This window comes from Enterobacter cloacae complex sp. SHL022 (assembly GCF_049237785.1).
Classification (GTDB): Bacteria; Pseudomonadota; Gammaproteobacteria; order Enterobacterales; family Enterobacteriaceae; genus Enterobacter; species Enterobacter hormaechei_C.
Genome location: NZ_JBMKJH010000003.1, coordinates 77,147 through 102,495, shown reverse-complemented (window position 1 = coordinate 102,495; position 25,349 = coordinate 77,147). Strand labels below are relative to the sequence as shown.

Annotated in this window: 18 protein-coding genes; 8 read left to right on the top strand and 10 right to left on the bottom strand. The window is 55.1% G+C overall.

All coding sequences use genetic code 11. The annotated features are described in order from the left end of the window. Positions 1 to 13: 13 nt before the first annotated feature. The 3 genes from ACOTZD_RS07345 to aroP form a co-directional block, all read right to left on the bottom strand. Positions 14 to 964 carry a family 43 glycosylhydrolase gene (locus ACOTZD_RS07345; RefSeq protein ID WP_174402293.1) on the bottom strand — a complete coding sequence of 317 codons (951 nt, stop codon included), beginning with the start codon at positions 962 to 964 and terminating at the stop codon, positions 14 to 16. Between the two features lie 10 nt (positions 965 to 974). Continuing rightward, entirely contained in the window at positions 975 to 2,372 is a 1,398-nt protein-coding gene (locus ACOTZD_RS07340; protein WP_174402292.1) for a glycoside-pentoside-hexuronide (GPH):cation symporter, read from the bottom strand. 164 nt (positions 2,373 to 2,536) lie between these two features. After that, positions 2,537 to 3,907, bottom strand: a complete 1,371-nt coding sequence (gene aroP / locus ACOTZD_RS07335; RefSeq protein WP_003856317.1) for an aromatic amino acid transporter AroP — start codon at positions 3,905 to 3,907, stop codon at positions 2,537 to 2,539. A 537-nt stretch (positions 3,908 to 4,444) separates the two neighbouring features. On the opposite strand from aroP, the gene pdhR reads away from it, so the two are divergent. From pdhR to lpdA, 4 genes are all read left to right on the top strand, one after another. After that, positions 4,445 to 5,209, top strand: a complete 765-nt coding sequence (gene pdhR, locus ACOTZD_RS07330; protein ID WP_023315403.1) for a pyruvate dehydrogenase complex transcriptional repressor PdhR — start codon at positions 4,445 to 4,447, stop codon at positions 5,207 to 5,209. A gap of 123 nt (positions 5,210 to 5,332) precedes the next feature. Continuing rightward, positions 5,333 to 7,996 carry a pyruvate dehydrogenase (acetyl-transferring), homodimeric type gene (aceE, locus tag ACOTZD_RS07325; protein WP_174402291.1) on the top strand — a complete coding sequence of 888 codons (2,664 nt, stop codon included), beginning with the start codon at positions 5,333 to 5,335 and terminating at the stop codon, positions 7,994 to 7,996. A gap of 14 nt (positions 7,997 to 8,010) precedes the next feature. Continuing rightward, positions 8,011 to 9,909, top strand: a complete 1,899-nt coding sequence (gene aceF, locus ACOTZD_RS07320; RefSeq protein ID WP_023315404.1) for a pyruvate dehydrogenase complex dihydrolipoyllysine-residue acetyltransferase — start codon at positions 8,011 to 8,013, stop codon at positions 9,907 to 9,909. 175 nt (positions 9,910 to 10,084) lie between these two features. Next, on the top strand, positions 10,085 to 11,509 hold the full coding sequence (lpdA, locus tag ACOTZD_RS07315; protein ID WP_003856313.1) for a dihydrolipoyl dehydrogenase: 1,425 nt from the start codon (positions 10,085 to 10,087) through the stop codon (positions 11,507 to 11,509). Positions 11,510 to 11,561: 52 nt separating this feature from the next. Here lpdA and ACOTZD_RS07310 read toward each other — a convergent pair whose 3' ends face one another. Both ACOTZD_RS07310 and ACOTZD_RS07305 read right to left on the bottom strand, forming a co-directional pair. Beyond that, positions 11,562 to 12,353 (bottom strand): DUF2950 family protein, encoded by a 792-nt coding sequence (locus ACOTZD_RS07310; RefSeq protein ID WP_003856312.1) that lies wholly within the window; start codon positions 12,351 to 12,353, stop codon positions 11,562 to 11,564. A 10-nt stretch (positions 12,354 to 12,363) separates the two neighbouring features. After that, positions 12,364 to 13,860 carry a DUF3300 domain-containing protein gene (locus tag ACOTZD_RS07305; RefSeq protein WP_174402290.1) on the bottom strand — a complete coding sequence of 499 codons (1,497 nt, stop codon included), beginning with the start codon at positions 13,858 to 13,860 and terminating at the stop codon, positions 12,364 to 12,366. 449 nt (positions 13,861 to 14,309) lie between these two features. On the opposite strand from ACOTZD_RS07305, the gene acnB reads away from it, so the two are divergent. Next, entirely contained in the window at positions 14,310 to 16,907 is a 2,598-nt protein-coding gene (acnB, locus tag ACOTZD_RS07300) for a bifunctional aconitate hydratase 2/2-methylisocitrate dehydratase (protein WP_174402289.1), read from the top strand. A gap of 190 nt (positions 16,908 to 17,097) precedes the next feature. Further along, the gene (yacL, locus tag ACOTZD_RS07295) at positions 17,098 to 17,460 is read left to right on the top strand and encodes a protein YacL (RefSeq protein ID WP_003856309.1); all 363 of its coding nucleotides are present in this window, start codon (positions 17,098 to 17,100) and stop codon (positions 17,458 to 17,460) included. Positions 17,461 to 17,491: 31 nt separating this feature from the next. Here the strand turns inward: yacL and speD are convergent, their stop codons facing one another. The 3 genes from speD to ACOTZD_RS07280 form a co-directional block, all read right to left on the bottom strand. Further along, positions 17,492 to 18,286 carry an adenosylmethionine decarboxylase gene (gene speD / locus ACOTZD_RS07290; protein WP_003856308.1) on the bottom strand — a complete coding sequence of 265 codons (795 nt, stop codon included), beginning with the start codon at positions 18,284 to 18,286 and terminating at the stop codon, positions 17,492 to 17,494. Then, positions 18,287 to 19,156, bottom strand: coding sequence for a polyamine aminopropyltransferase (gene speE / locus ACOTZD_RS07285; RefSeq protein WP_045330972.1), 870 nt, complete (start codon positions 19,154 to 19,156; stop codon positions 18,287 to 18,289). A 101-nt stretch (positions 19,157 to 19,257) separates the two neighbouring features. Next, a complete protein-coding gene (locus tag ACOTZD_RS07280) occupies positions 19,258 to 19,605 on the bottom strand; it encodes a YacC family pilotin-like protein (protein ID WP_003856306.1) in 348 nt (115 codons plus the stop codon). 145 nt (positions 19,606 to 19,750) lie between these two features. Here ACOTZD_RS07280 and cueO point away from each other — a divergent pair, with 145 nt between their 5' ends. Then, entirely contained in the window at positions 19,751 to 21,310 is a 1,560-nt protein-coding gene (gene cueO / locus ACOTZD_RS07275) for a multicopper oxidase CueO (protein WP_048243508.1), read from the top strand. 86 nt (positions 21,311 to 21,396) lie between these two features. Here cueO and ACOTZD_RS07270 read toward each other — a convergent pair whose 3' ends face one another. Next, the gene (locus ACOTZD_RS07270; RefSeq protein ID WP_003856304.1) at positions 21,397 to 23,787 is read right to left on the bottom strand and encodes a glucose/quinate/shikimate family membrane-bound PQQ-dependent dehydrogenase; all 2,391 of its coding nucleotides are present in this window, start codon (positions 23,785 to 23,787) and stop codon (positions 21,397 to 21,399) included. Positions 23,788 to 23,993: 206 nt separating this feature from the next. Here ACOTZD_RS07270 and hpt point away from each other — a divergent pair, with 206 nt between their 5' ends. Next, a complete protein-coding gene (hpt, locus tag ACOTZD_RS07265; RefSeq protein WP_003856303.1) occupies positions 23,994 to 24,530 on the top strand; it encodes a hypoxanthine phosphoribosyltransferase in 537 nt (178 codons plus the stop codon). Between the two features lie 64 nt (positions 24,531 to 24,594). Here hpt and can read toward each other — a convergent pair whose 3' ends face one another. Further along, positions 24,595 to 25,257 carry a carbonate dehydratase gene (gene can / locus ACOTZD_RS07260; RefSeq protein ID WP_003856301.1) on the bottom strand — a complete coding sequence of 221 codons (663 nt, stop codon included), beginning with the start codon at positions 25,255 to 25,257 and terminating at the stop codon, positions 24,595 to 24,597. Between the last annotated feature and the right edge of the window lie 92 nt (positions 25,258 to 25,349).

Below are 25,349 nucleotides of genomic sequence, written 5' to 3'. Positions count from 1 at the left end.
CGCGCCGAAGCCGTTACGGTGTATCTGCGGGCGGGATGCCGAATTCAGGCATCCCGTTTTCGTTCCAGCGGATGAGTTTCAGGCGAGTATGGCGATTGGGATCGTAAAGCGGATCGCCTTCAATGTCAGTGTAGTTTCGCGCGTGGTAGACCAGCACATCTTCGCCTTCCGGCGTCTGCGTAAAGCTGTTATGGCCTGGCCCATACTGACGGTTTTCGTAGCTGGTGACGAACACCGGGCGCGGGGATTTATGCCAGTTAGCCGGGTTTTGCGGATCGGCATTCAGGTCTGCCCACAGTAATCCCATGCAGTAGTTCTCGTCGGTGGCGCTGGCGGAATAGCTGATAAACAGCTTATCGCCATGGAACAGCACCGCCGGGCCTTCATTGACCCAGAACCCGCGGCACTCCCAGTCATATTCCGGTTTACTGAGCATCACCGGCTCGCCTTTCAGCGTCCACGGATTTTCCATTTCACACAGGTAAAGATTCGAGTTACCGGAAATATCCGGGGCTTTTTGCGCCCACAAATACCAGCGTTTACCCTGATGAACAAAGGTGGTGGCATCCAGCGCGAAGGTGTCAAACGGGGTTTTGATTTGCCCTTTTTCCACCCACGTACCGGTGAGCGGATCGCGATCTGCGCATTCAATGGCAAACATGCGATGCTGGAACATCCCGAGCTGATCGAGCGCCTGGGTATGCGTGGCGGCAAAATAGATGTACCAACTGTCGTCGATATGATGCAGTTCCGGTGCCCAGATCAGCTGGCTCATCGGGCCGGTGTCGGGCTTGCGCCAGACAACCACCTCTTCGGCATCGCGTAAACCTTCCAGCGAGTCCGCGCGGCGGATCGCCAGCCGATCGTACTCCGGTACGGAGGCGATAAAGTAATATTGCCCATCGTGACGCAGGATATACGGGTCGGCGCGTTGTTCAATAAACGGGTTTGGCCAGGTTTGCATTCGGCTTTCCTTATTTAGTCTCAGCGGCTTTGAGTTCCTGATAATCGTTCAGCTCGCGATAGTTGGTGCGACGCTTTTCCAGATCGGACTGGATCTGCTTCATGGTCTCACGGTCCACTTTCAGCAGACGTACTACGCCCGCGGTAATTAAGTATCCAATGCCAGGAATGACGGTAAAGAGCAGCACGATCCCGTTGATGGCATCCGCGCTCTGCGCTTTTGCGCCCGCATCGTAGCCGTACCAGGAGAGCAGGAAACCGACCATTGCCCCGGCAATCGCCAGACCCAGTTTCAGGAAGAAGATGTTGCCGGAGAAGCTGATCCCGGTGATACGTTTCCCGGTTTTCCATTCACCGTAGTCGTCCACGTCGGCCATCAGGGACCAGTGCAGCGGGGATGGGATCTGGTGCAGGATGTTCAGCAGGACGTAAAGCACAACAATGGTTGTCGTCGCTTTCGGGTCGAAGAAGTAGAAGGCGCAGGAGAAAATCGCCAGCGCGATGTTGGTCCAGAAGAAGACCTTCAGCTTGCACCAGCGGTCGGTCAGCACTTTCGCCAGCATACTGCCGAACATCATGCCGACAACGCCCAGGCTGATAAACAGCGTGGCGAAATGGGTGCTTTGCCCCATGACCCAGGTGACGTAATACATGGTGGCCGCCATGCGGATAAAGCCAGGGCAGACGTTGCACAGGGTTAACAGCAGGATCCGCACCCACTGGTCGTTCTTCCACACGTCTTTCAGGTCGTTTTTCAGTTCGTCATGGGTTTGCACCGCCGGACGCACACGCTCGCGCACCGTGGCGAAGCAGAACAGGAACATGCAGGTACCAATCAGCGCCAGCACGGTCATCGCCATCTGGTAGCCTTTGGCTTTGTTATCCCCACCGAACCAGTCGGCCATTGGCAGGAGCGTTAGCGACAGCAGCAGCGTGGCGATACCAACCATAACAAAACGGTAGGACTGGCAGGCAACGCGCTCTTTCGGGTCGTTGGTGATCACGCCGCCGAGCGAGCAGTACGGAATATTGATGGCGGTATAGGTCAGCGACAGCAGGAAGTAGGTGACAAAGGCATAGATAACTTTGCTGTTATAGCTCCACTCTGGCGTGGTGAACATCAGAATGCTGAACAGCGCATAGGGGAAGGCAATCCACAGCAGCCATGGACGAAACCGGCCATATTTGCTGCGGGTACGGTCAGCAATCGCGCCCATGATCGGGTCCGTTACGGCATCAATGACGCGCACGGACAGGAGTAAAACGCCAACCAGTGCAGGAGTCAGACCAAAAATATCCGTATAAAAATAGTTAACAAATAACATGATGGCGCCAAAGATAATGTTGCATCCGGCGTCACCCATGCCATAGCCGATCTTTTCTTTTACTGACAGTTTGTTGTTATTCATCGACAGCTCTCCGGGTTTCGGTATGGAGAGAATTATTCGCTGGCAAACGAATATATGCGTTGCAATATAAAGGCGGTGATATGGAGGATTTTGCTGTTGGCGCGAATTTGTGAGGAAGGTAACAAGACGCTGTACCCGCAACCGCGAGTACAGCGAGAAAACATTTAGTGCGCTTTCACCGTTTTGGCATTTTTCTGTTTCACCATATAACCCACGCCGAGGATCGCAATCCAGACCGGGATCAGGTAGACGGAAATCGCCATGCCTGGGGTGATGAGCATGATGACCAGTACAGCTGCCATGAACAGCAGGCAAACCCAGTTCCCCAGCGGATAGAGCAGGGCAGGGAAGCGCGTGGTTACGCCCTGCTGCTGCTTGGCGCGGCGGAACTTGATGTGCGCGAGGCTAATCATTGCCCAGTTAATCACCAGGGCGGAAACCACCAGCGCCATCAGCAGACCGAAGGCTGATTCCGGGGCCAGGTAGTTAATCAGCACGCACAGCGCCGTCACGACCGCCGACACGATGATGGTATTAACCGGTACGCCACGCTTATCAACGGTGAGCAGCGCTTTCGGTGCGTTGCCCTGTTGCGCCAGGCCGAACAGCATACGGCTGTTGCAGTAAACGCAGCTGTTATAAACGGAGAGCGCAGCGGTCAGCACCACGACGTTGAGCGCGTTCGCCACGAAGGTATCGCCCAGCTCGTGGAAGATGAGCACAAACGGGCTGGTATCCGCCGTGACGCGCGTCCATGGCAGCAGCGAGAGCAGCACCGCCAGGGAGCCCACATAGAAGATCAGGATGCGGTAGATAACCTGATTTGTGGCTTTCGGGATGCTCTGTTCCGGGTTGTCGGCTTCCGCGGCGGTGATGCCCACCAGCTCCAGACCGCCGAAGGAGAACATAATTATCGCCATCATCATCACCAGGCCGGTCATGCCGTGAGGCAAGAACCCGCCTTGCTCCCAAAGGTTGCGCACGGTGGCCTGCGGGCCGCCGTTGCCGCTGAACAGCAGCCAGCCGCCGAAGATGATCATCGCTACAACGGCAATCACTTTGATGATGGCAAACCAGAACTCCATCTCACCGAACACTTTTACGTTGGTGAGGTTAATGGCGTTAATCAGGACGAAGAAGGCCGCCGCAGACGCCCAGGTAGGGATCTCCGGGTACCAGAACTGAATGTATTTCCCGACGGCGGTCAGCTCGGCCATGGCAACCAGAACGTACAGAACCCAGTAGTTCCAGCCCGAGGCGAAACCTGCGAAGCTGCCCCAGTATTTATAGGCGAAGTGGCTGAATGAGCCTGCGACCGGCTCCTCAACAACCATTTCCCCTAACTGACGCATAATCAGAAATGCAATGAAACCCGCTATCGCGTACCCCAAAATAATGCCCGGACCGGCCGACTGGATAACCGATGCACTGCCCAGAAACAGGCCAGTACCAATAGCACCGCCCAGGGCGATGAGCTGTATATGGCGGTTTTTAAGGCCGCGTTTTAGCTGATCGCCATGCTGTTGAGCTTCCATTTGAAACCTCGTGTGTGGTTGTTATGTTCACGCTGTGCGTATGTAATTATGAAAGTCCATATTCTGTATTTATTTCTTTACGGTTAACGATACCGAAAAAAGCGGAGATGGCTTCCGTTAGCGCCAGAATAGTGGTAAGCGCCAGCGAATGCACCTGCTTTATGAAGGGGCGATGACGACTTGAATAAAAAGAAACCAATTGTAAATCGGTACGTTAACCCCTCATACCCCAACCTATAGAATAGAAATTCATCATAAGAGGGCGAATTTTCATTTTTTGCCTTGTTGAATCGCTTCAGATTGCAAAAACCCTCGTTTCATTATGGTTAAAACTGCCTCTTTGGTAGTAACCATTTCATTTGTGCAAAGTTACATTCCTGAAACGTTAGTTCTGTAAGGTTGTTAAAATGTGCCGGGTTTACTGATTTCAATCAAAACCAATATGGACAGAAGGTGAATACTTTGTTACTTTAGCGATACGAACATGAAATTGGTAAGACCAATTGACTCCGGGCAAAAAGGCGTAAGACAGGGAATATGGCCTACAGCAAAATTCGCCAACCAAAACTTTCCGATGTGATTGAGCAGCAGCTGGAGTTTTTAATTCTCGAAGGGACACTGCGCCCGGGCGAGAAGCTCCCGCCAGAACGCGAGCTGGCAAAACAGTTCGACGTTTCACGTCCCTCTCTGCGTGAGGCGATTCAACGTCTCGAAGCAAAGGGCCTGTTGCTCCGTCGCCAGGGTGGCGGAACCTTTGTGCAAAACAGCCTGTGGCAGAGCTTCAGCGACCCGCTGGTAGAACTTCTCTCTGACCACCCAGAATCCCAGTTTGATCTGCTTGAGACCCGTCACGCGCTGGAAGGTATCGCGGCCTATTACGCCGCCCTTCGCAGCACTGATGAAGACCGCATACGTATTCGCGAGCTGCATCAGGCCATTGAACGGGCACAGCAGTCCGGCGATTTAGACGCCGAGTCCAGCGCCGTCGTCCAGTATCAAATTGCCGTCACCGAAGCGGCGCACAACGTGGTGCTCCTCCATCTGCTACGCTGCATGGAGCCGATGCTGGCCCAGAACGTTCGTCAGAATTTTGAATTGTTGTATGCCCGTCGGGAGATGCTCCCGCTGGTAAGCAACCATCGCACCCGAGTATTCGAGGCGATAATGGCCGGGGAACCGGAGCAGGCGCGCGAAGCGTCGCACCGCCATCTGGCTTTCATTGAGGAAATCTTGCTGGACCGCAGCCGTGAACAATCGCGTCGCGAACGTTCATTACGCCGCATACAGCAACGAAAGGATTAAGCGCCAGGTACTTTTAGAGCGCGGCAACTAAACGCAGAACCTGTCTTATTGTGTTTTCTGGCGAAAATACAATGGGACAGGTTCCAGACAAATCAACGTATTAGATAGATAAGGAATACCCCCATGTCAGAACGTCTCCAAAATGACGTGGATCCGATCGAAACTCGCGACTGGCTACAGGCGATCGAATCGGTCATCCGTGAAGAAGGTGTTGAGCGCGCTCAGTATCTGATTGATCAGCTGCTTTCTGAAGCACGCAAAGGCGGCGTGAAAGTGGCTTCAGGTGCAGGGGCTAGCAACTACGTAAACACGATTGCCGTCGAAGACGAACCGGAATACCCGGGCAATCTGGATCTGGAACGCCGTATCCGTTCTGCTATCCGCTGGAACGCCATCATGACCGTTCTGCGCGCATCTAAGAAAGACCTGGAACTGGGTGGCCACATGGCGTCCTTCCAGTCTTCTGCGACCATTTACGAAGTGTGCTTCAACCACTTCTTCCGTGCAGCTAACGAGAAAGACGGCGGCGATCTGGTGTACTTCCAGGGCCACATCTCTCCGGGCATCTATGCACGTGCCTTCCTGGAAGGTCGTCTGACTGAAGAGCAGATGAACAACTTCCGTCAGGAAGTTCACGGTAAGGGTCTGTCTTCTTACCCGCACCCTAAACTGATGCCTGAGTTCTGGCAGTTCCCGACCGTATCTATGGGTCTGGGTCCAATCGGTGCGATCTATCAGGCTAAATTCCTGAAGTACCTGGAACACCGTGGTCTGAAAGACACCTCTGAGCAGACCGTTTACGCCTTCCTGGGCGACGGTGAAATGGATGAGCCAGAATCTAAAGGCGCGATCACCATCGCGACCCGTGAGAAGCTGGACAACCTGTGCTTCATCATCAACTGTAACCTGCAACGTCTGGATGGTCCGGTAACCGGTAACGGCAAGATCATCAACGAACTGGAAGGCATCTTCGCAGGTGCTGGCTGGAACGTGATCAAAGTGATGTGGGGCGGTCGTTGGGATGAACTGCTGCGTAAAGACACCAGCGGTAAACTGATCCAGCTGATGAACGAAACCGTTGACGGCGACTACCAGACCTTCAAATCCAAAGACGGTGCCTACGTTCGTGAGCACTTCTTCGGCAAATATCCTGAAACCGCAGCCCTGGTTGCAGACTGGACTGACGAGCAGATCTGGGCGCTGAACCGCGGTGGTCACGATCCGAAGAAAGTTTACGCTGCACTGAAAAAAGCGCGTGAAACCAAAGGTAAAGCGACTGTGATCCTGGCCCACACCATCAAAGGTTACGGCATGGGTGATACCGCAGAAGGTAAGAACATCGCTCACCAGGTTAAGAAAATGAACATGGACGGCGTGCGTTATATCCGCGACCGTTTCAACGTTCCAGTGACCGATGAGCAGGTAGAAAAACTGTCTTACATCACCTTCCCGGAAGGGTCTGAAGAACACAAGTACCTGCACGAACGTCGTCAGGCGCTGAAAGGCTACCTGCCTGCTCGTCAGCCTAACTTCACCGAGAAGCTGGAACTGCCAGCGCTGGAAGATTTCTCTCAGCTGCTGGAAGAGCAAAACAAAGAGATCTCTACCACTATCGCTTTCGTTCGTGCCCTGAACGTGATGCTGAAGAACAAGTCGATCAAAGATCGTCTGGTTCCAATCATCGCCGACGAAGCGCGTACTTTCGGTATGGAAGGTCTGTTCCGTCAGATCGGTATCTACAGCCCGAACGGCCAGCAGTACACCCCGCAGGACCGTGAGCAGGTTGCATACTACAAAGAAGACGAGAAAGGCCAGATCCTTCAGGAAGGTATCAACGAACTGGGTGCAGGCGCATCCTGGCTGGCTGCTGCGACCTCTTACAGCACCAACAACCTGCCGATGATCCCGTTCTACATCTACTACTCCATGTTCGGGTTCCAGCGTATCGGTGACCTGTGCTGGCAGGCAGGCGATCAGCAGGCTCGCGGCTTCCTGATCGGGGGTACTTCTGGTCGTACGACCCTGAACGGTGAAGGTCTACAGCACGAAGATGGTCACAGCCACATTCAGTCTCTGACTATCCCTAACTGTATCTCTTACGATCCGTCTTACGCGTACGAAGTGGCAGTCATCATGCATGACGGCTTGCAGCGCATGTACGGTGAAGCGCAAGAGAATATTTACTACTACATCACCACCCTGAACGAAAACTACCACATGCCGGCAATGCCAGCAGGCGCCGAGGAAGGTATCCGTAAAGGTATCTACAAACTCGAAACCATCGAAGGTAGCAAAGGTAAAGTTCAGCTGCTGGGCTCCGGTTCTATCCTGCGTCACGTTCGTGAAGCAGCGCAGATCCTGGCGAAAAACTACGGTGTGGGTTCCGATGTGTACTCTGTTACCTCCTTCACTGAACTGGCGCGTGATGGCCAGGATTGTGAGCGCTGGAACATGCTGCACCCAATGGAAACCCCACGCGTTCCGTACATCGCTCAGGTGATGAACGACGCGCCAGCGGTGGCGTCTACTGACTATATGAAACTGTTCGCTGAGCAGGTTCGTACTTACGTTCCAGCTGATGATTATCGCGTACTGGGTACTGACGGCTTCGGTCGTTCTGACAGCCGCGAAAACCTGCGTCACCACTTCGAAGTTGATGCTTCCTACGTGGTTGTAGCAGCACTGGGCGAACTGGCTAAACGTGGCGAAATCGATAAGAAAGTGGTTGCAGACGCAATTACTAAATTCAACATCGATGCAGATAAAGTTAACCCGCGTCTGGCGTAAGAGGTAAAAGAATAATGGCTATCGAAATCAATGTACCGGACATCGGGGCTGATGAAGTTGAAATCACCGAAATCCTGGTCAAAGTGGGCGACAAAGTTGAAGCTGAACAGTCGCTGATCACCGTAGAAGGCGACAAAGCTTCTATGGAAGTCCCGTCTCCTCAGGCTGGCATCGTTAAAGAGATCAAAGTCTCTGTTGGCGATAAAACCGAGACTGGCAAACTGATCATGATTTTCGATTCCGCCGACGGTGCAGCAGCAGCTGCACCTGCGCAGGAAGAGAAGAAAGAAGCCGCTCCTGCTGCTGCTCCAGCAGCGGCCGCGGCAGCGAAAGAAGTGAACGTGCCTGACATCGGCGGTGACGAAGTTGAAGTCACTGAAATCCTGGTGAAAGTGGGCGATACCGTTGCGGCTGAGCAGTCACTGATCACCGTAGAAGGCGATAAAGCCTCTATGGAAGTACCAGCGCCATTCGCCGGTACCGTTAAAGAGATCAAGATCAACACCGGTGACAAAGTGTCTACGGGTTCCCTGATCATGATTTTCGAAGTGGCGGGCTCTGAAGGCGCTGCGGCTCCAGCGAAAGCGGAAGCTGCTCCGGCTCCGGCTGCTGCACCAGCGGCTGCTGGCGGCGTGAAAGACGTTAACGTACCAGACATCGGCGGTGACGAAGTTGAAGTGACCGAAGTGATGGTGAAAGTGGGCGACAAAGTTGCCGCTGAACAGTCACTGATCACCGTTGAAGGCGACAAAGCTTCCATGGAAGTGCCTGCGCCGTTCGCGGGTACCGTTAAAGAGATCAAAATCAGCACCGGCGACAAAGTCTCTACCGGCTCTCTGATCATGGTCTTCGAAGTGGAAGGCGCTGCACCTGCCGCCGCTCCTGCTGCTGCGGCTGCTCCGGCACCGGCTGCTGCACCGGCTCAGGCTGCTAAACCGGCTGCTGCCCCTGCTGCTAAAGCAGAAAAATCTGAGTTCGCTGAAAACGACGCTTATGTCCACGCGACTCCGCTGATCCGTCGCCTGGCGCGCGAATTCGGCGTGAACCTGGCGAAAGTGAAGGGCACCGGCCGTAAAGGTCGTATCCTGCGCGAAGACGTTCAGGCTTACGTGAAAGACGCGGTGAAACGCGCCGAAGCTGCACCTGCGGCAGCCGCTGGCGGCGGTATCCCGGGCATGCTGCCATGGCCGAAAGTGGACTTCAGCAAGTTCGGCGAAATCGAAGAAGTGGAACTGGGCCGTATCCAGAAAATCTCCGGTGCTAACCTGAGCCGTAACTGGGTGATGATCCCGCACGTTACCCACTTCGATAAGACCGATATCACCGATCTGGAAGCGTTCCGTAAACAGCAGAACGCCGAAGCTGAGAAGCGTAAGCTGGACGTGAAGTTCACCCCAGTGGTCTTCATCATGAAAGCGGTTGCGGCGGCGCTGGAACAGATGCCACGCTTCAACAGCTCCCTGTCCGAAGACGGCCAGAAGCTGACGCTGAAGAAATACATCAACATCGGTGTTGCGGTTGATACGCCAAATGGTCTGGTTGTTCCGGTCTTCAAAGACGTGAACAAGAAGAGCGTCACAGAGCTGTCCCGTGAACTGACCACCATCTCCAAGAAAGCGCGTGATGGTAAGCTGACTGCCGGCGAAATGCAGGGCGGCTGCTTCACCATCTCCAGCATCGGCGGCCTGGGTACCACCCACTTCGCGCCGATTGTGAACGCGCCGGAAGTGGCTATCCTCGGTGTGTCCAAGTCCGCGATGGAGCCGGTGTGGAATGGCAAAGAGTTCGTACCGCGTCTGATGATGCCAATCTCTCTGTCCTTCGACCACCGCGTGATCGACGGGGCTGATGGTGCGCGTTTCATCACCATCATTAACAACATGCTGAGCGACATTCGCCGCCTGGTGATGTAATCGAAAAGCCGGCCAATCGGCCGGCTTTTTTCTGATAATCTCATGGGGTTTTTGAGGTTATTGGTGAAAGCGATAATTCGTGAGCCGTTTGTTGTTTCAAAATTGTTAACAATTTTGTAAAATACGGGCGGATAGAACGACCCGGTGGACGACGGGTATACATTAAGAGGTCATGATGAGCACAGAAATCAAAACTCAGGTCGTAGTACTTGGGGCAGGCCCGGCAGGTTATTCCGCAGCATTTCGCGCCGCGGATTTAGGTCTGGAAACCGTCATCGTAGAACGTTACAGCACCCTCGGCGGTGTTTGTCTGAACGTCGGCTGTATCCCTTCTAAAGCGCTGCTGCACGTAGCGAAAGTTATCGAAGAAGCCAAAGCGCTGGCTGAACACGGTATCGTCTTCGGCGAGCCGAAAACCGACATCGACAAAATTCGTACCTGGAAAGAGAAAGTTATCACTCAGCTGACCGGCGGTCTGGCGGGTATGGCCAAAGGCCGTAAAGTGAAAGTGGTAAACGGTCTGGGTAAATTCACCGGTGCGAACACCCTGGAAGTGGAAGGTGAAAACGGTAAAACCGTGATTAACTTCGACAACGCGATCATCGCGGCAGGCTCTCGCCCAATCGAACTGCCATTCATTCCACATGAAGATCCACGCGTGTGGGATTCCACCGATGCGCTGGAGCTGAAAACCGTTCCTAAGCGTCTGCTGGTTATGGGCGGCGGTATCATCGGTCTGGAAATGGGTACCGTGTACCATGCGCTGGGTTCAGAGATCGACGTGGTTGAAATGTTCGACCAGGTTATCCCGGCTGCCGACAAAGACATCGTTAAAGTCTTCACCAAACGCATCAGCAAGAAATTCAACCTGATGCTGGAAACCAAAGTGACTGCCGTTGAAGCGAAAGAAGACGGTATTTACGTTTCCATGGAAGGCAAAAAAGCCCCATCCGAACCACAGCGTTACGACGCCGTGCTGGTGGCTATCGGCCGTGTGCCGAACGGTAAAAACCTCGACGCGGGCAAAGCTGGCGTGGAAGTGGACGACCGTGGCTTCATCCGCGTTGACAAACAGCTGCGTACCAACGTGCCGCACATCTTTGCTATCGGCGATATCGTCGGTCAGCCAATGCTGGCGCACAAAGGTGTTCACGAAGGTCACGTTGCCGCTGAAGTTATCGCCGGCATGAAGCACTACTTCGATCCGAAAGTGATCCCATCTATCGCCTACACCGAGCCAGAAGTTGCATGGGTTGGTCTGACTGAGAAAGAAGCGAAAGAGAAAGGCATCAGCTACGAAACCGCCACCTTCCCGTGGGCTGCTTCTGGCCGTGCTATCGCGTCCGACTGCGCAGACGGTATGACCAAACTGATCTTCGACAAAGAAACTCACCGTGTAATCGGTGGTGCGATTGTCGGTACCAACGGCGGCGAGCTGCTGGGTGAAATCGGTCTGGCTATCGAAATGGGCTGTGACGCGGAAGACATCGCGCTGACCATCCACGCTCACCCGACTCTGCACGAGTCCGTGGGCCTGGCGGCAGAAGTGTTTGAAGGTAGCATCACCGACCTGCCAAACGCGAAAGCGAAGAAGAAATAAGTTTCTTAAGATGAAAAAAGCGGCCTCAGGCCGCTTTTTTTATGCACTGCGTTCAGGGGGTGACAGGCTGCCAGGTTTTATCCGGGTGGTATGCAGCGAGCGCCTGCGCTTTCTGCGCCGAATCGTTGCCGAGATTTGCCTGATAAACCTTGTCTTCCTGGTTAACGACAAAGCTCATTACCCCCGTCTGACCATAGCTTACGGGCCAGGCAACCATCGCAAAGCCATTTTTATCCGACAGAATGCGGAACCGATAGCCGTGATAGCCCATACCAGGCTCCGGCGGGCTAAAGGCGGGACCCAGCGGGCTTGGCGCTTCGCCCGGCGAGATGGGCCAGTACAGGCCGTCTTTTAGCCCTGGCGTGCTGACAATCTTCTGTGCATAGCGGTGGTTCATGGCGTAGTAGCTCCGCTGTGCGTCGACGTAGGCATGCAGCGCTTCGATAGCCGCGAGTTCGTTGCGGCCGATTTCGCGGGTCAGGATCTCATCAGCCGCTTTCTGCATATCAAATTGCCAGCCCTCTTTTTTCTTCACTACCGGTATGGGGAGTTGCCAGCCGTTATCGCCAACTGACAGATGGGCAATATCGCCGCTGATTTCGGTACGATGGTTTATCTTCCAGTCACGCAGGAATCGAGCCACCGCCTCCGGATCAACCCCTTCAGGTGGCAGATAGTCGCGCCAGTTATCCCCCAGCAGGTCGGCCATCGCGCTCTCATTCTGCTCGCTGATGGCCTTCGTCAGGGCATTGGCCGCCTGCTCAGGTGTGGAGAAAGATTGCTGGGCGAAGGCGAAGGTGGATACCATCAACAACAGCATTCCACCGATCGGTTTCATGTTCATGGCGGCTCCCTTAACGACGGTGGAATTCATGGTGTTCGGTATGCTGTTCGGACAGCTGCTGGCGGAAGCTGGCACGCTGCTCACTGTTCAGCGACGCGTGCTGGCGGCTTTGCAGTCCGCGCTGGTGCTGGGCCTGCCAGCTGGCCGAACGGCTGTCGTTGCCGCTCAGGGCGTTTGCCCGCAGCGGCTGATGCTGAACCTGCGTCGGGCGTCTGGTTTGCGCAAGAGTATTATTCATCTGTTGTGCGTGGGGCCGCGCGCTGTCGTAGCCGCGATAGTTGCTGCGCTGAGAGAGCTGCTTCAGTTGCTGCGCGGACGCTGAATGTTGCGGGAAATGCGCGTCGCCATGCTGTAGCTGTGTGAGAGTTTTGCCCGTCGACTGCTGTACCTGCGCCATCGCGGCCTGCCGCTGGCTATCGCGGTTGACCGGCTGCTGCCGGGTAGCGCTCAACCCGCCCGGCACTGAAGTCTGATGATAGCGGCTGGCAAGCTGGCTATTGGCGTAGGGCACGCCGTTGCGGTAGGCCGGATTATGCTGCCAGACCTGGTGATTATCGGTACGGTGCTCGCCGGTGATCTTATTGAAGTTATTAACATTAATATTAATGTTATCGCCGTTATGCGAATAACCGCCGTGGTGATCGTCATCACGATCGTGATGATGATCGTCGTCATCGTCCCAGTCGATGTTACTGAACAGCGCATAGGTGGTGGCTACGCCGAGGCTATAGCCAAAGCCTCTGACAAAACTATTGGTAAACTGCTGGCCGGGAGACGGAGGCAGATACACCGGCGGATAGCTGGCATTTGGCCACGTGCCGTAAACGGTGGAAGGGTTGTAGGTAGGGACATAAACCACCTGTGGATCGGCTGGCTCAATTTTAATCACCGTCGGACTAGCCGACGTTGACGTCGCGGCTGTACTGGCGGAGGCTGGCGCAGATTTTTTCACGGTGGTGACGGTCTGCTGCGGGGTGGATTGCAATGTGCCTGTCTGCTTCGCCAGCAGGCGCAGACGCTGCACGGAATCCATCACATCCTTTGGCTGGGCCAGAAAGGCGTCGCCGAGGCTTTGTACCCACGACGGGTTTTCCCCCATCAGCGACATTAACTGCGGAAAGGCGACCAGCGATTTCACGCTGGCATCCCATGGCTGCCCGCTGACCGCCTGAATGGCGGCATCGCCCTGCATTTTAGGGTTGTCCTTTGACCACTGGGCGGCCTGAATCACGCTCGCCGGATAGGTTGAGGCCATCAGAATTTGCGACAGCAGCGCGTCGGGGTAGAGCGCAATGGGCGCGGTCCACTGATCGATCTGCGCGGCGGTATAGGCAGGGGTGGCCACCGGGGCAGGCTGTGCTGCCGGGTCGGGGAGCTGCGGGGCTACCGGCGCAGGTGCGGGAGCGGGTTCCGTTGCGCGGCTTTTAACGAACATGACGCCCGAGGCGGCAAACAGCCCCGCACTGCAAAGCAGAACAACAAGATGTGGTTTAAAAGGCAACTTCATAGATTGACTCCAACGAGACGAGTGCAGTGCCGTGAGGCGTTGCTGTTGCCGCGAGTATCATTCACCCGTGTTTTACAGTTTTGACTTTTGTTGGGAAAAACTCTGAAGCATCCGGATAAAGAGTGTGAGTATTTATTACACAATTATATCGGATGGCTGAGCAGGCGACGGAAATTCAAAAGGCCGCTCTTGCGAGCGACCAGCAGCGCGTTGCCGGGGGGACGACAGACTTACGGAACTGCTTCCGGGCCCGGTGACGGGGTGCTACATCATGCTTAACGATTCAGCAAATTTTTTAATGTTGCTTTTTTGTAAACAGATTAACACTGTGCAGAAATCCTGCTATGCTGCCCGACGCGGTATCGGGCATTTACCCTACAAACTGCTGTCTCACAGGAGCGTGAAGAGAACGCCCGCCGCATATGACAATGAGAGCGAGGAGAACCGTCGTGCTAGAAGAATACCGTAAGCACGTAGCAGAACGTGCCGCCGAGGGAATTGTACCCAAACCTTTAGATGCAACCCAAATGGCCGCGCTCGTCGAGCTGCTGAAGAACCCGCCTGAGGGCGAAGAAGAATTCCTGTTAGATCTGCTGATCAACCGTGTACCGCCTGGCGTAGATGAAGCTGCCTACGTAAAAGCCGGATTCCTTGCCGCCGTTGCCAAAGGCGAAGCCACCTCCCCACTGGTTACTCCTGAAAAAGCGATTGAACTGCTCGGCACCATGCAGGGTGGCTATAACATTCATCCGCTGATTGACGCGCTGGATAACGACAAGCTGGCACCGATTGCCGCTAAAGCGCTCTCTTCAACGCTACTGATGTTCGATAACTTCTACGATGTGGAAGAAAAAGCTAAAGCAGGCAACGTCTATGCGAAGCAGGTGATGCAGTCCTGGGCCGATGCCGAATGGTTCCTGAACCGCCCTCAGCTTGCTGAAAAAATTACCGTTACCGTCTTCAAAGTGACCGGTGAAACCAACACCGATGACCTCTCCCCGGCACCGGACGCGTGGTCTCGTCCTGATATCCCTCTGCACGCCCTGGCGATGCTGAAAAACGCCCGTGAAGGCATTGAGCCGGACCAGCCGGGCAGCGTTGGCCCGATCAAACAGATCGAAGCCCTGCAACAAAAAGGTTTCCCGCTGGCTTACGTGGGTGACGTTGTGGGTACCGGCTCTTCCCGTAAGTCCGCCACCAACTCCGTGCTGTGGTTCATGGGCGACGACATTCCGCACGTGCCAAACAAGCGCGGCGGCGGCCTGTGCCTCGGCGGCAAAATTGCGCCAATCTTCTTCAACACCATGGAAGATGCTGGCGCGCTGCCGATCGAAGTGGATGTCTCTAACCTGAACATGGGCGACGTGATTGACGTTTACCCGTATAAAGGCGAAGTGCGTAATCACGAAACTAATGAGCTGCTGGCAAGCTTTGAGCTGAAAACCGACGTGCTGATCGACGAAGTACGTGCTGGTGGCCGCATTCCGCTGATCATCGGCCGTGGCCTGACCACCAAAGCGCGTGAAGCGCTGGGTCTGCCGCACAGCGACGTGTTCCGTCAGGCGAAAGACGTGGCGGAAAGCAACCGTGGCTTCTCGCTGGCACAAAAAATGGTCGGTCGCGCCTGCGGCGTCGCTGGTATCCGTCCTGGCGCGTACTGCGAGCCGAAGATGACCTCCGTCGGCTCTCAGGACACCACCGGTCCAATGACCCGTGATGAGCTGAAAGACCTGGCGTGCCTGGGCTTCTCTTCCGATCTGGTGATGCAGTCCTTCTGCCACACTGCGGCGTATCCGAAGCCGGTTGACGTGACCACGCACCACACGCTGCCAGATTTCATCATGAACCGCGGTGGCGTGTCTCTGCGTCCGGGCGACGGCGTTATCCACTCCTGGCTGAACCGCATGCTGCTGCCGGATACCGTCGGTACCGGCGGTGACTCCCATACCCGTTTCCCAATCGGTATCTCCTTCCCGGCGGGCTCCGGTCTGGTGGCGTTTGCTGCCGCGACCGGCGTGATGCCGCTGGATATGCCGGAATCGGTGCTGGTGCGCTTCAAAGGTAAAATGCAGCCGGGTATTACCCTGCGCGACCTGGTTCACGCGATCCCGCTGTATGCCATCAAACAGGGTCTGCTGACCGTTGAGAAAAAAGGGAAGAAAAACATCTTCTCTGGCCGCATTCTGGAAATTGAAGGTCTGCCGGATCTGAAAGTTGAGCAGGCTTTCGAGCTGACCGATGCCTCCGCTGAGCGTTCGGCTGCGGGCTGTACCATCAAGCTGAACAAAGAGCCGATTATTGAGTATCTGAACTCTAACATCGTGCTGCTGAAGTGGATGATTTCAGAAGGCTACGGCGACCGTCGTACGCTGGAGCGTCGTATCCAGGGCATGGAAAAATGGCTGGCCGATCCGCAGCTGCTGGAAGCCGATGCTGACGCAGAGTACGCGGCGGTGATCGACATCGATCTGGCGGATATCAAAGAGCCAATCCTGTGTGCACCGAACGATCCGGACGACGCGCGTCCGCTGTCCGAAGTTCAGGGCGAGAAGATCGACGAAGTGTTCATCGGTTCGTGCATGACCAACATCGGCCACTTCCGTGCAGCCGGCAAGCTGCTGGATACCCACAAAGGCCAGCTGCCAACCCGTCTGTGGGTGGCGCCGCCAACCCGTATGGACGCGGCTCAGCTGACCGAAGAGGGCTACTACAGCGTGTTTGGTAAGAGCGGCGCGCGTATCGAAATTCCTGGCTGTTCCCTGTGTATGGGCAACCAGGCGCGCGTAGCCGACGGCGCGACGGTGGTCTCCACTTCGACCCGTAACTTCCCGAACCGTTTAGGTACCGGTGCGAACGTCTTCCTGGCCTCTGCGGAGCTGGCGGCGGTTGCGGCGCTGATTGGCAAACTGCCAACGCCGGAAGAGTACCAGACCTTTGTGGCTCAGGTGGATAAGACGGCGGTGGATACCTATCGCTACCTGAACTTCGACCAGCTCTCTCAGTACACCGAGAAGGCAGACGGGGTGATCTTCCAGACGGCGGTATAAACAGCAAAACCGTCTCTACGAGACGGTTTTTAGTGTTTGCACCCTCTCCCGTGGGAGAGGGACGGAGTGAGGGCATCAGGCCGCAGGGTCTTGCTCTCACCTTTTTATTTTCATTCCTCCCACCTCTCCCGCTTTTTTTCTTCCTCGCTGCTGCGATAATTACCTTAATGGCTTTGCAGAGGAAAACACTATGGATTACGAATTTCTGCGCGACATCACCGGCGTGGTGAAAGTGCGAATGTCGATGGGGCACGAAGCCGTTGGACACTGGTTTAACGAAGAGGTGAAAGAGAACCTCGCGCTGCTGGATGAAGTTGAGCAGGCGGCGGAAACGGTGAAAGGCAGTGAACGCTCCTGGCAACGCGCCGGGCACGAATACACCCTGTGGATGGATGGCGAAGAGGTGATGGTGCGCGCCAACCAGCTTGAGTTCTCGGGTGATGAAATGGAAGAGGGGATGAGCTACTACGACGAAGAGAGCCTGTCGCTGTGCGGCGTGGAAGACTTCCTGAGTGTGGTGAATGCCTACCGCGACTTTATGAAACAGAAGTAACTTCCCGAAGCGTCCCTGCTCCGGGTCACGTTTACACGGTCGGAATGTTACGGCCGTAGTAAATTTCGCGCATCTCTTTCCAGAGCAGGTCGGTAATGACCTTTCGCTCTTCCTCACTTAAATCTTCCGGCTTCGTGTGGAACATGTAGTGCTTAAGGTCGAATTCCTTAAGTAACATTTTGGTGTGGAAGATATTCTCCTGATAGACGTTCACATCCATCATGTCGTACAGCGACTTCATGTCCTCGGACATGAAGTTCTGAATGGAGTTGATCTCATGATCAATGAAGTGCTTCATGCCGTTGATATCACGGGTAAAACCGCGTACGCGATAATCAATGGTGACGATGTCCGATTCCAGCTGGTGGATTAAATAATTCAACGCATTCAGCGGTGAAATCACGCCGCAGGTGGACACTTCAATATCCGCGCGGAAGGTACACAGCCCGCCTTCCGGGTGGCTTTCCGGGTAGGTGTGCACGCAGATGTGGCTTTTATCCAGGTGAGCAACCACCACTTCCGGCAGCGGGCCGGGGTGTTCGGTTTTGTCGATAAGCTGTGGGTCAACCGGCTCTTCACTCACCAGAATGGTGACGCTCGCACCCTGAGGCTCATAATCCTGGCGCGCGATATTGAGGATGTTCGCGCCGATAATCGAGCAGGTCTCTGTCAGGATCTCGGTCAGACGGTTGGCGTTGTAGAGTTCATCGATATAGGCGATGTAACCATCGCGCTCTTCTGCTGTTTTGGCGTAGCAGATATCGTAAATACAAAAACTCAGGCTTTTGGTCAGATTGTTAAAGCCATGCAGTTTAAGCTTTTTCAATTAGTTCACCTCCTTTGAGGACAGCGCGTCTTGCAGATATTGAGGCAACGCAAAGGCTGCGGTGTGGATCGCCGGGTTGTAGTATCGGCACTGGAGCCCGGCCTGATGGAAGCGGGCCTGGATAATTTCGGTGGAGAGATGGCGCAGGACGTCGTTATCCGTCGCCCAGGCAAAGGTCATGATCCCGCCGTAGTAAGTGGGGATCGCCGCCTGGTAGAAGCTGACGTCAGCAAAATAGGTGCTCAGCTTACGGTGGCTATCAAGCGCTTCATCCTGTTGCAGGAAGCAAACGCCGTTTTGCGCCACAAAAATTCCGCCAGGCTTCAGGCAGCGCTTGCAGCCTTCGTAAAACGACGAGGTAAACAGCGACGCGCCCGGACCGATAGGGTCGGTACAGTCAGAGATAATGACATCAAACGTTTGCGTGGTCTGGTTAACAAAATTGACACCATCGTCGATAACCAGATTAAACCGCGGATCGTCATAGCTGCCGGCATTATGGTTGGGCAGATACTGGCGGCAGAACGACACGACCCCGGCGTCAATTTCCACCATGGTGATGGTTTCGACATTCTGATGGCGAGAGACTTCACGCAGCATCGCGCCGTCGCCGCCGCCGATAATCAGCACGTCCTTCGCGTGGCCGTGGGCCAGCAGCGGGACGTGGGTCATCATTTCGTGATAGATAAACTCGTCGCGCTCGGTGGTTTGCACCACGCCGTCCAGCGCCATCACGCGGCCAAAAGCGGCGTTTTCGAATATTATCAAATCCTGATGATCGGTTTTCTCATGATAGAGCACGTTATCCACGGCAAAATACTGACCAAAATGGTCGTGCAGCGTTTCTTGCCATACCGTTTTTTCGGTCATGGGGAGCACCTCCTTCGTTAACATCCATTACATCCGGCAGATGGGCGCAACACAACACCACCGTGAGGCGGTTAGCGGGTCAACAAGGGGCGTCGGGAAGGTTACTTCACGTAGGCGAGCAGGCTGAGTGAATCGCGAGCCAGCGCTTTGCATTTTTTAGCAGTGGGAATGCCAATACCGCTTAAATCACGGTAGCTGTCTTCACCGAGCGCCTTCATGTCGAAGCTGTCGTAGTTGCTGAGGTCCCATTGATTCTGCTGGGCAAAAAAGACCAGTGCGCGACGAATTTGCCCATTGGGTAAATTCTGGTAACCACAATCGTTTTTCAGAAAAACAAAAACTGCCGTCAGATCGGCCATATCTTCCGCTTCGTTTTCACTTAGCGCGTAACTGTTCGCACACATCGCCATCAGGCTGGCGAACAAAATTGTTCTGAAAAACGTCTTCATTGCCTTTACCACTGCATCACGGAAAATTAACGTTAGCATACTTGATGCCAGGCCGACGATCTTTATTATTGCCGCCGTGCTTGACCTTCCGGTAAGGGGAGGGTTTATGCTCAAAAGATCGCCTGCTGGAAATAAGGAAATGCACATGCAACGTCGTGATTTTTTAAAATTTTCTGCCGCGCTGGGGGTTGCCAGCGCGATACCTCTCTGGAGCCGCGCCGTTTTTGCCGCCGACAGACCGGCTTTACCCATTCCTGAATTACTCGCCCCAGATGCCCGCAGCCGCATTCAGCTTGTGGTGCAGGCCGGTAAAACCACGTTCGGTCAGCACGCCGCCACGACGTGGGGGTATAACGGCAATCTGCTCGGCCCGGCGTTGCAGTTACGCAAAGGGAAGGCGGTGACGGTAGACATTCATAACACGCTTGCGGAAGAGACCACGCTGCACTGGCACGGGCTGGAAGTCCCGGGCGAAGTGGATGGGGGGCCTCAGGGCGTCATCAGGCCTGGTGGTAAACGCAGCGTAACCTTTACCCCGGAACAACGCGCGGCGACCTGCTGGTTCCACCCGCATCAGCATGGCAAAACGGGCCATCAGGTGGCGATGGGGCTGGCCGGGCTGGTGCTGATTGAAGACGATGAAAGCCGCCTGCTGCGCCTGCCGAAACAGTGGGGTATCGACGATGTCCCGGTGATTGTGCAGGACAAAAAATTCAGCGCTGACGGGCAAATTGACTATCAGCTGGACGTAATGAGCGCGGCGGTAGGCTGGTTTGGCGATACGCTGCTGACCAACGGCGCGATCTACCCGCAGCATGCCGCGCCAAAAGGCTGGCTGCGCTTACGTCTGCTTAACGGCTGTAACGCCCGCTCGCTGAACTTCGCCACCAGCGATAAACGCCCGCTTTACGTAGTGGCAAGCGACGGCGGCCTGCTGCCGGAGCCGGTGAAGGTGAGCGAGCTGCCGATGCTGATGGGCGAGCGCTTCGAGGTGTTGGTGGATATCAGCGATGGCAAAGCGTTTGACCTGGTGACCCTGCCGGTCAGCCAGATGGGGATGGCCGTTGCGCCGTTTGATAAGCCGCATCCGGTCCTGCGCATTCAGCCACTACAGATCACCGCCTCCGGTACGCTGCCGGAGACCCTCACCACTCTGCCAGCACTCCCGTCGCTGGATGGGCTTACGCAGCGTAAACTTCAGCTCTCCATGGACCCGATGCTCGACATGATGGGCATGCAGGCGCTGATGAAGAAGTACGGCAATCAGGCCATGGCGGGAATGCATCACGGCCAGATGATGGGCCATATGAATATGGACCACGGCAATATGGGCGGCATGAATCACGGCGGCCATGGTTTCGATTTCCACAATGCCAACCGCATCAACGGCAAAGCGTTCGATATGAATACGCCCATGTTCGCCGCCACGAAAGGGCAGTTTGAACGCTGGATGATTTCAGGCGAAGGGGACATGATGCTGCACCCGTTCCATATCCACGGCACGCAGTTCCGTATTCTGTCTGAAAATGGTAAAGCGCCGGAGCCGCATCGCGCGGGCTGGAAAGATACGGTGAGGGTGGAAGGCGGCGTCAGCGAGGTACTGGTGAAGTTCGACCACGAGGCACCGAAAGAGTTTGCCTATATGGCCCACTGCCATCTGCTGGAGCATGAAGATACGGGGATGATGCTCGGTTTTACCGTATAAAAAAAGCCGGGTGGCGGCTTCGCCTTACCCGGCCTACATATGGAAATCGTAGGCCCGGTAAGCGTTAGCGCCACCGGGCTTTTTCGTTACTTAGCGTCGTCAGGCAGTGCATACGCGACAATATAGTCGCCCATCTTCGTGCCAAACGAACCGTGACCACCCGCGGAGATGACAACATACTGTTTGCCATTCACTTCATAGGTCATCGGCGTTGCCTGTCCACCGGCTGGCAGACGGCCTTGCCACAGTTTTTCACCGTTGGTCATGTTGTACGCGCGCAGGTAGTTATCTGCGGTTGCCGCGATAAACAGCACGTTACCGGCGGTGGAGATTGGGCCACCCAGCATTGGCATACCCATATTGAACGGCACTGGAACAGGCATCGGGAACGGCATGCTGTCCTGTGGCGTACCAATACGTTTTTTCCAGACGATCTTATTGGTCTTCAGATCCAGACCGGAGATATAACCCCAGGCAGGCTGTTTACACGGCAGACCGAACGGAGAAAGGAACGGATTCAGGGTCACACCATAAGGAACGCCATACTGCGGCTGGATACCGGCTTCGGTACCGCTGCCTTTCGCATCTTTCGGCTGCTCCATTGGGTTACCCGGACCGCGTGGGATCAGACGGGAAACGAACGGCAGCGCCATTGGGTTAGCGATGGCGACCTGACGGTTAGGGTCAACGGAGATCCCACCCCACTCGAACATCCCCAGGTTACCCGGGAAGACCAGCGTGCCCTGCTCTGAAGGCGGCGTGAAGATGCCTTCATAGCGCAGTTGATGGAACATCACGCGGCACACCAGCTGGTCAAACATGGTGGCACCCCACATGTCTGCACCGCTGAGATCTTTCTTCGGACGGAAGCTCAGGTCAGAGAACGGCTGCGTTTTGGTGACGTAGTCGCCTTTGGCCGCGCCCTGCGGAACCGGTTTTTCTGGCGCAGGAACAACCAGCTTACCGTTGCTGCGATCCAGCACGAAGATGTTGCCGGTTTTGGCCGGGGCGTAAATCACCGGAACGGTTTTACCGTTAACGGTAATGTCCGCCAGCGTCGGCTGGGACGGCATATCCATATCCCACAGATCGTGGTGAACGGTCTGGTAGCTCCATGCCAGTTTACCGGTCGTTGCGTTCAGCGCCACGATGGAGCTGGCGTAACGTTCCTGCTCCGGCGTGCGGTTACCGCCCCAGATATCCGGCGTGGTCACGCCCATTGGCAGGTAAACCAGGTCCAGCTTCGCGTCATACGCTGCCGGTGCCCAGGAGTTCGGTGAGTTAAAGGTAAAGGTGTGTTCATCGGATGGGATCGCGTTAGGATCTTTCGCGCCCGGGTCGAAGGCCCACAGCAGTTTACCGGTGTTCACGTCGAAACCACGGATAACGCCGGAGGTTTCGCGGGTAGAGAAGTTATCCGTTACCGAACCGGCAATCACGATGGTTTTATCAGTGATGATTGGCGGGGAGGTCGGCTCATACAGACCCGGCGTAGTGTCCGGCATGTTGGTCTGAAGATTCAGAATGCCTTTGTTAGCGAAGGTTTCGCACAGCTTACCGGTCTCAGCGTTGATGGCAAACAGGCGGCCATCGTTCACCGGCAGCATAATGCGGCGAGGACAGTCGGCAATGACTTCCGGGCTGGCATTATCTGCGCGCGCTTCGTGGTAAGAGACGCCGCGGCAGGTGATGTGCTGGAACGACGGGTTGGAGTTCAGCTGTGGATCAAAGTGCCATTTCTCTTTACCGGTGGCCGCGTCGAGCGCGAACAGGCGCTGGTGCGCCGTACACAGGTAGAGCATGTTGCCCACTTTAATCGGGGTCACTTCGTTGGTCAGCTCACCCGGATCGTTTGGCATCTTCAGGTCGCCGGTACGGAATACCCAGGCTTCCTTCAGGTTTTTCACGTTGTCCGCGTTGATCTGCTTCAGCGGGGAGTAGCGTTGACCTTCCTGGTTACGACCATAAGCAGGCCAGTCACCGTCCGCCACCTGCGAAATAGCCGCAGCCGGCGTGGATTCCGCGTTCAGCGTGCCATTGATCTCCTGCGGGTCGTTAAAACCGGCCCAGGTCAGGATGCCGCCACTAATCAGCAGAGCAACGACCAGACCGGCCACGGCGCCACTGGAAGGGACAATCAGACGACGCCAGACAAACGGCAGGATCAGCCAGATACCGAAGAAGACCAGAATGTCGCTGCGCGGCGTCAGCGCCCAGAAGTCGAACCCGACTTCCCAGACGCCCCAGATCATGGTTGCGAGCAGTAACGCTGCGTACAACCACAGAGCAGATTGTTTTCTGCGTAAAAGCAGGACGGTTACGCCAACCATAACCAGACCCGCAATCGGGTAGTACCAGGAGCCGCCAATCGCGACCAGCCATACGCCACCGATTAACAAATACAGCGCGCAGAATGCGGCAAACGCGGCTGTTAATGTCACCAGTAGACGCGGCTGTTTAGTTTTTGTTTCAGCCATAGAAAAGTACTCGTCAGTTTTGTTAATTATTTGCTAGCAATTAATTATAGGTATTAACAACTGTGATCGGAATCACAAATATTGCTTTTTATAACTCATACGCCAGGCTTATCCATTTACTGGTATAATGGCTGGCTTGCGTATCGATGCCGGAGCGAGAGTCATCCGCATTGAGAGATTTTCACTAAAATCATTTGGTTAGTAATATGAAACATACTGTTGAAGTGATGATCCCGGAAGCCGAGATCAAAGCGCGTATCGCCGAACTGGGTCGTCAAATCACCGAACATTACAAGGACAGCGGCAGCGAAATGGTGCTGGTCGGTTTGTTGCGTGGCTCTTTCATGTTCATGGCAGACCTGTGCCGTGAAGTGCAGGTGCCGCACGAGGTCGATTTTATGACCGCCTCCAGTTACGGCAGCGGCATGTCCACAACCCGTGATGTGAAAATCCTGAAAGATCTGGATGAAGATATTCGTGGCAAAGATGTGTTGATTGTTGAGGACATCATCGACTCCGGCAACACGCTCTCTAAAGTGCGTGAGATCCTGAGCCTGCGTGAACCAAAATCACTGGCGATTTGTACCCTGCTGGATAAGCCTGAGCGCCGTGAAGTGCAGGTGCCGGTGGAGTTCGTTGGTTTCTCCATCCCGGACGAATTCGTGGTGGGTTACGGCATTGATTACGCACAGCGTTATCGCCATCTGCCGTATGTTGGGAAAGTGGTGATTCTGGACGAATAATTGCGGGCTGATGCCCTCACCCCAGCCCTCTCCCACAGGGAGAGGGTGAAAACCCCCGGCTTTGTTATTTATGGTTAACGTGCTTAAGCTTGAGGTTGGCAATTCCCGAGCGGTAACGCTGTTCCAGCGTTTCGCGGTTGGTGGCGGTCACTTCCAGATTGCGCAGTAGGCCGTCGTGAATACCGTACGCCCAGCCGTGGATAGAGACCTTCTGCCCGCGTTTCCAGGCAGACTGCATAATCGTCGAATGGCCCAGGTTATACACCTGCTCCATCACGTTCAGCTCACACAGCGTGTCGAGACGGCGCTCCTGCGGCATTTCGCCCAGCAGTGAGCTATGTTTGAACCAGATATCACGAATGTGCAGCAGCCAGTTATCGATTAACCCCAGCTCTGTATTTTCGACTGCCGCCTGCACGCCGCCGCAGCCGTAGTGACCACAAATAATGATGTGCTCAACCTCAAGAACGTCGACGGCATACTGAACAACCGAAAGGCAGTTGAGATCGGTATGAATAACCAGGTTAGCCACATTGCGGTGAACAAACAGTTCGCCAGGTTCAAGACCAGTCAGACGTTCGGCGGGGACGCGGCTGTCGGAACATCCAATCCAGAGAAAGCGCGGGTTCTGCGCTTGCGCGAGTTTTCCAAAAAATCCGGGGTCTTCCTCCACCAGCATTTTTGACCATAGTGCATTGTTGCTGATGAGTGTATCAATGTCGTTCATGGAGGTTAGCGACCTGTAACCAAGTGATTGCGTTGCGCTACTATAGGGTAACCCGACTTTTAATGAAACCACACAACGTGTGTCAGAACTTA

Coding starts and splice junctions, on each gene's coding strand:
- ACOTZD_RS07345 (WP_174402293.1), bottom strand. CDS start 964: ATGCAAACCTGGCCAAACCCGTTTATTGAACAACGCGCCGACCCGTAT.
- aroP (WP_003856317.1), bottom strand. CDS start 3,907: ATGGAAGCTCAACAGCATGGCGATCAGCTAAAACGCGGCCTTAAAAAC.
- ACOTZD_RS07305 (WP_174402290.1), bottom strand. CDS start 13,860: ATGAAGTTGCCTTTTAAACCACATCTTGTTGTTCTGCTTTGCAGTGCG.
- aceF (WP_023315404.1), top strand. CDS start 8,011: ATGGCTATCGAAATCAATGTACCGGACATCGGGGCTGATGAAGTTGAA.
- lpdA (WP_003856313.1), top strand. CDS start 10,085: ATGAGCACAGAAATCAAAACTCAGGTCGTAGTACTTGGGGCAGGCCCG.
- aceE (WP_174402291.1), top strand. CDS start 5,333: ATGTCAGAACGTCTCCAAAATGACGTGGATCCGATCGAAACTCGCGAC.
- ACOTZD_RS07340 (WP_174402292.1), bottom strand. CDS start 2,372: ATGAATAACAACAAACTGTCAGTAAAAGAAAAGATCGGCTATGGCATG.
- ACOTZD_RS07310 (WP_003856312.1), bottom strand. CDS start 12,353: ATGAACATGAAACCGATCGGTGGAATGCTGTTGTTGATGGTATCCACC.
- ACOTZD_RS07270 (WP_003856304.1), bottom strand. CDS start 23,787: ATGGCTGAAACAAAAACTAAACAGCCGCGTCTACTGGTGACATTAACA.
- cueO (WP_048243508.1), top strand. CDS start 19,751: ATGCAACGTCGTGATTTTTTAAAATTTTCTGCCGCGCTGGGGGTTGCC.
- can (WP_003856301.1), bottom strand. CDS start 25,257: ATGAACGACATTGATACACTCATCAGCAACAATGCACTATGGTCAAAA.
- ACOTZD_RS07280 (WP_003856306.1), bottom strand. CDS start 19,605: ATGAAGACGTTTTTCAGAACAATTTTGTTCGCCAGCCTGATGGCGATG.
- speE (WP_045330972.1), bottom strand. CDS start 19,156: ATGACCGAAAAAACGGTATGGCAAGAAACGCTGCACGACCATTTTGGT.
- hpt (WP_003856303.1), top strand. CDS start 23,994: ATGAAACATACTGTTGAAGTGATGATCCCGGAAGCCGAGATCAAAGCG.
- pdhR (WP_023315403.1), top strand. CDS start 4,445: ATGGCCTACAGCAAAATTCGCCAACCAAAACTTTCCGATGTGATTGAG.
- yacL (WP_003856309.1), top strand. CDS start 17,098: ATGGATTACGAATTTCTGCGCGACATCACCGGCGTGGTGAAAGTGCGA.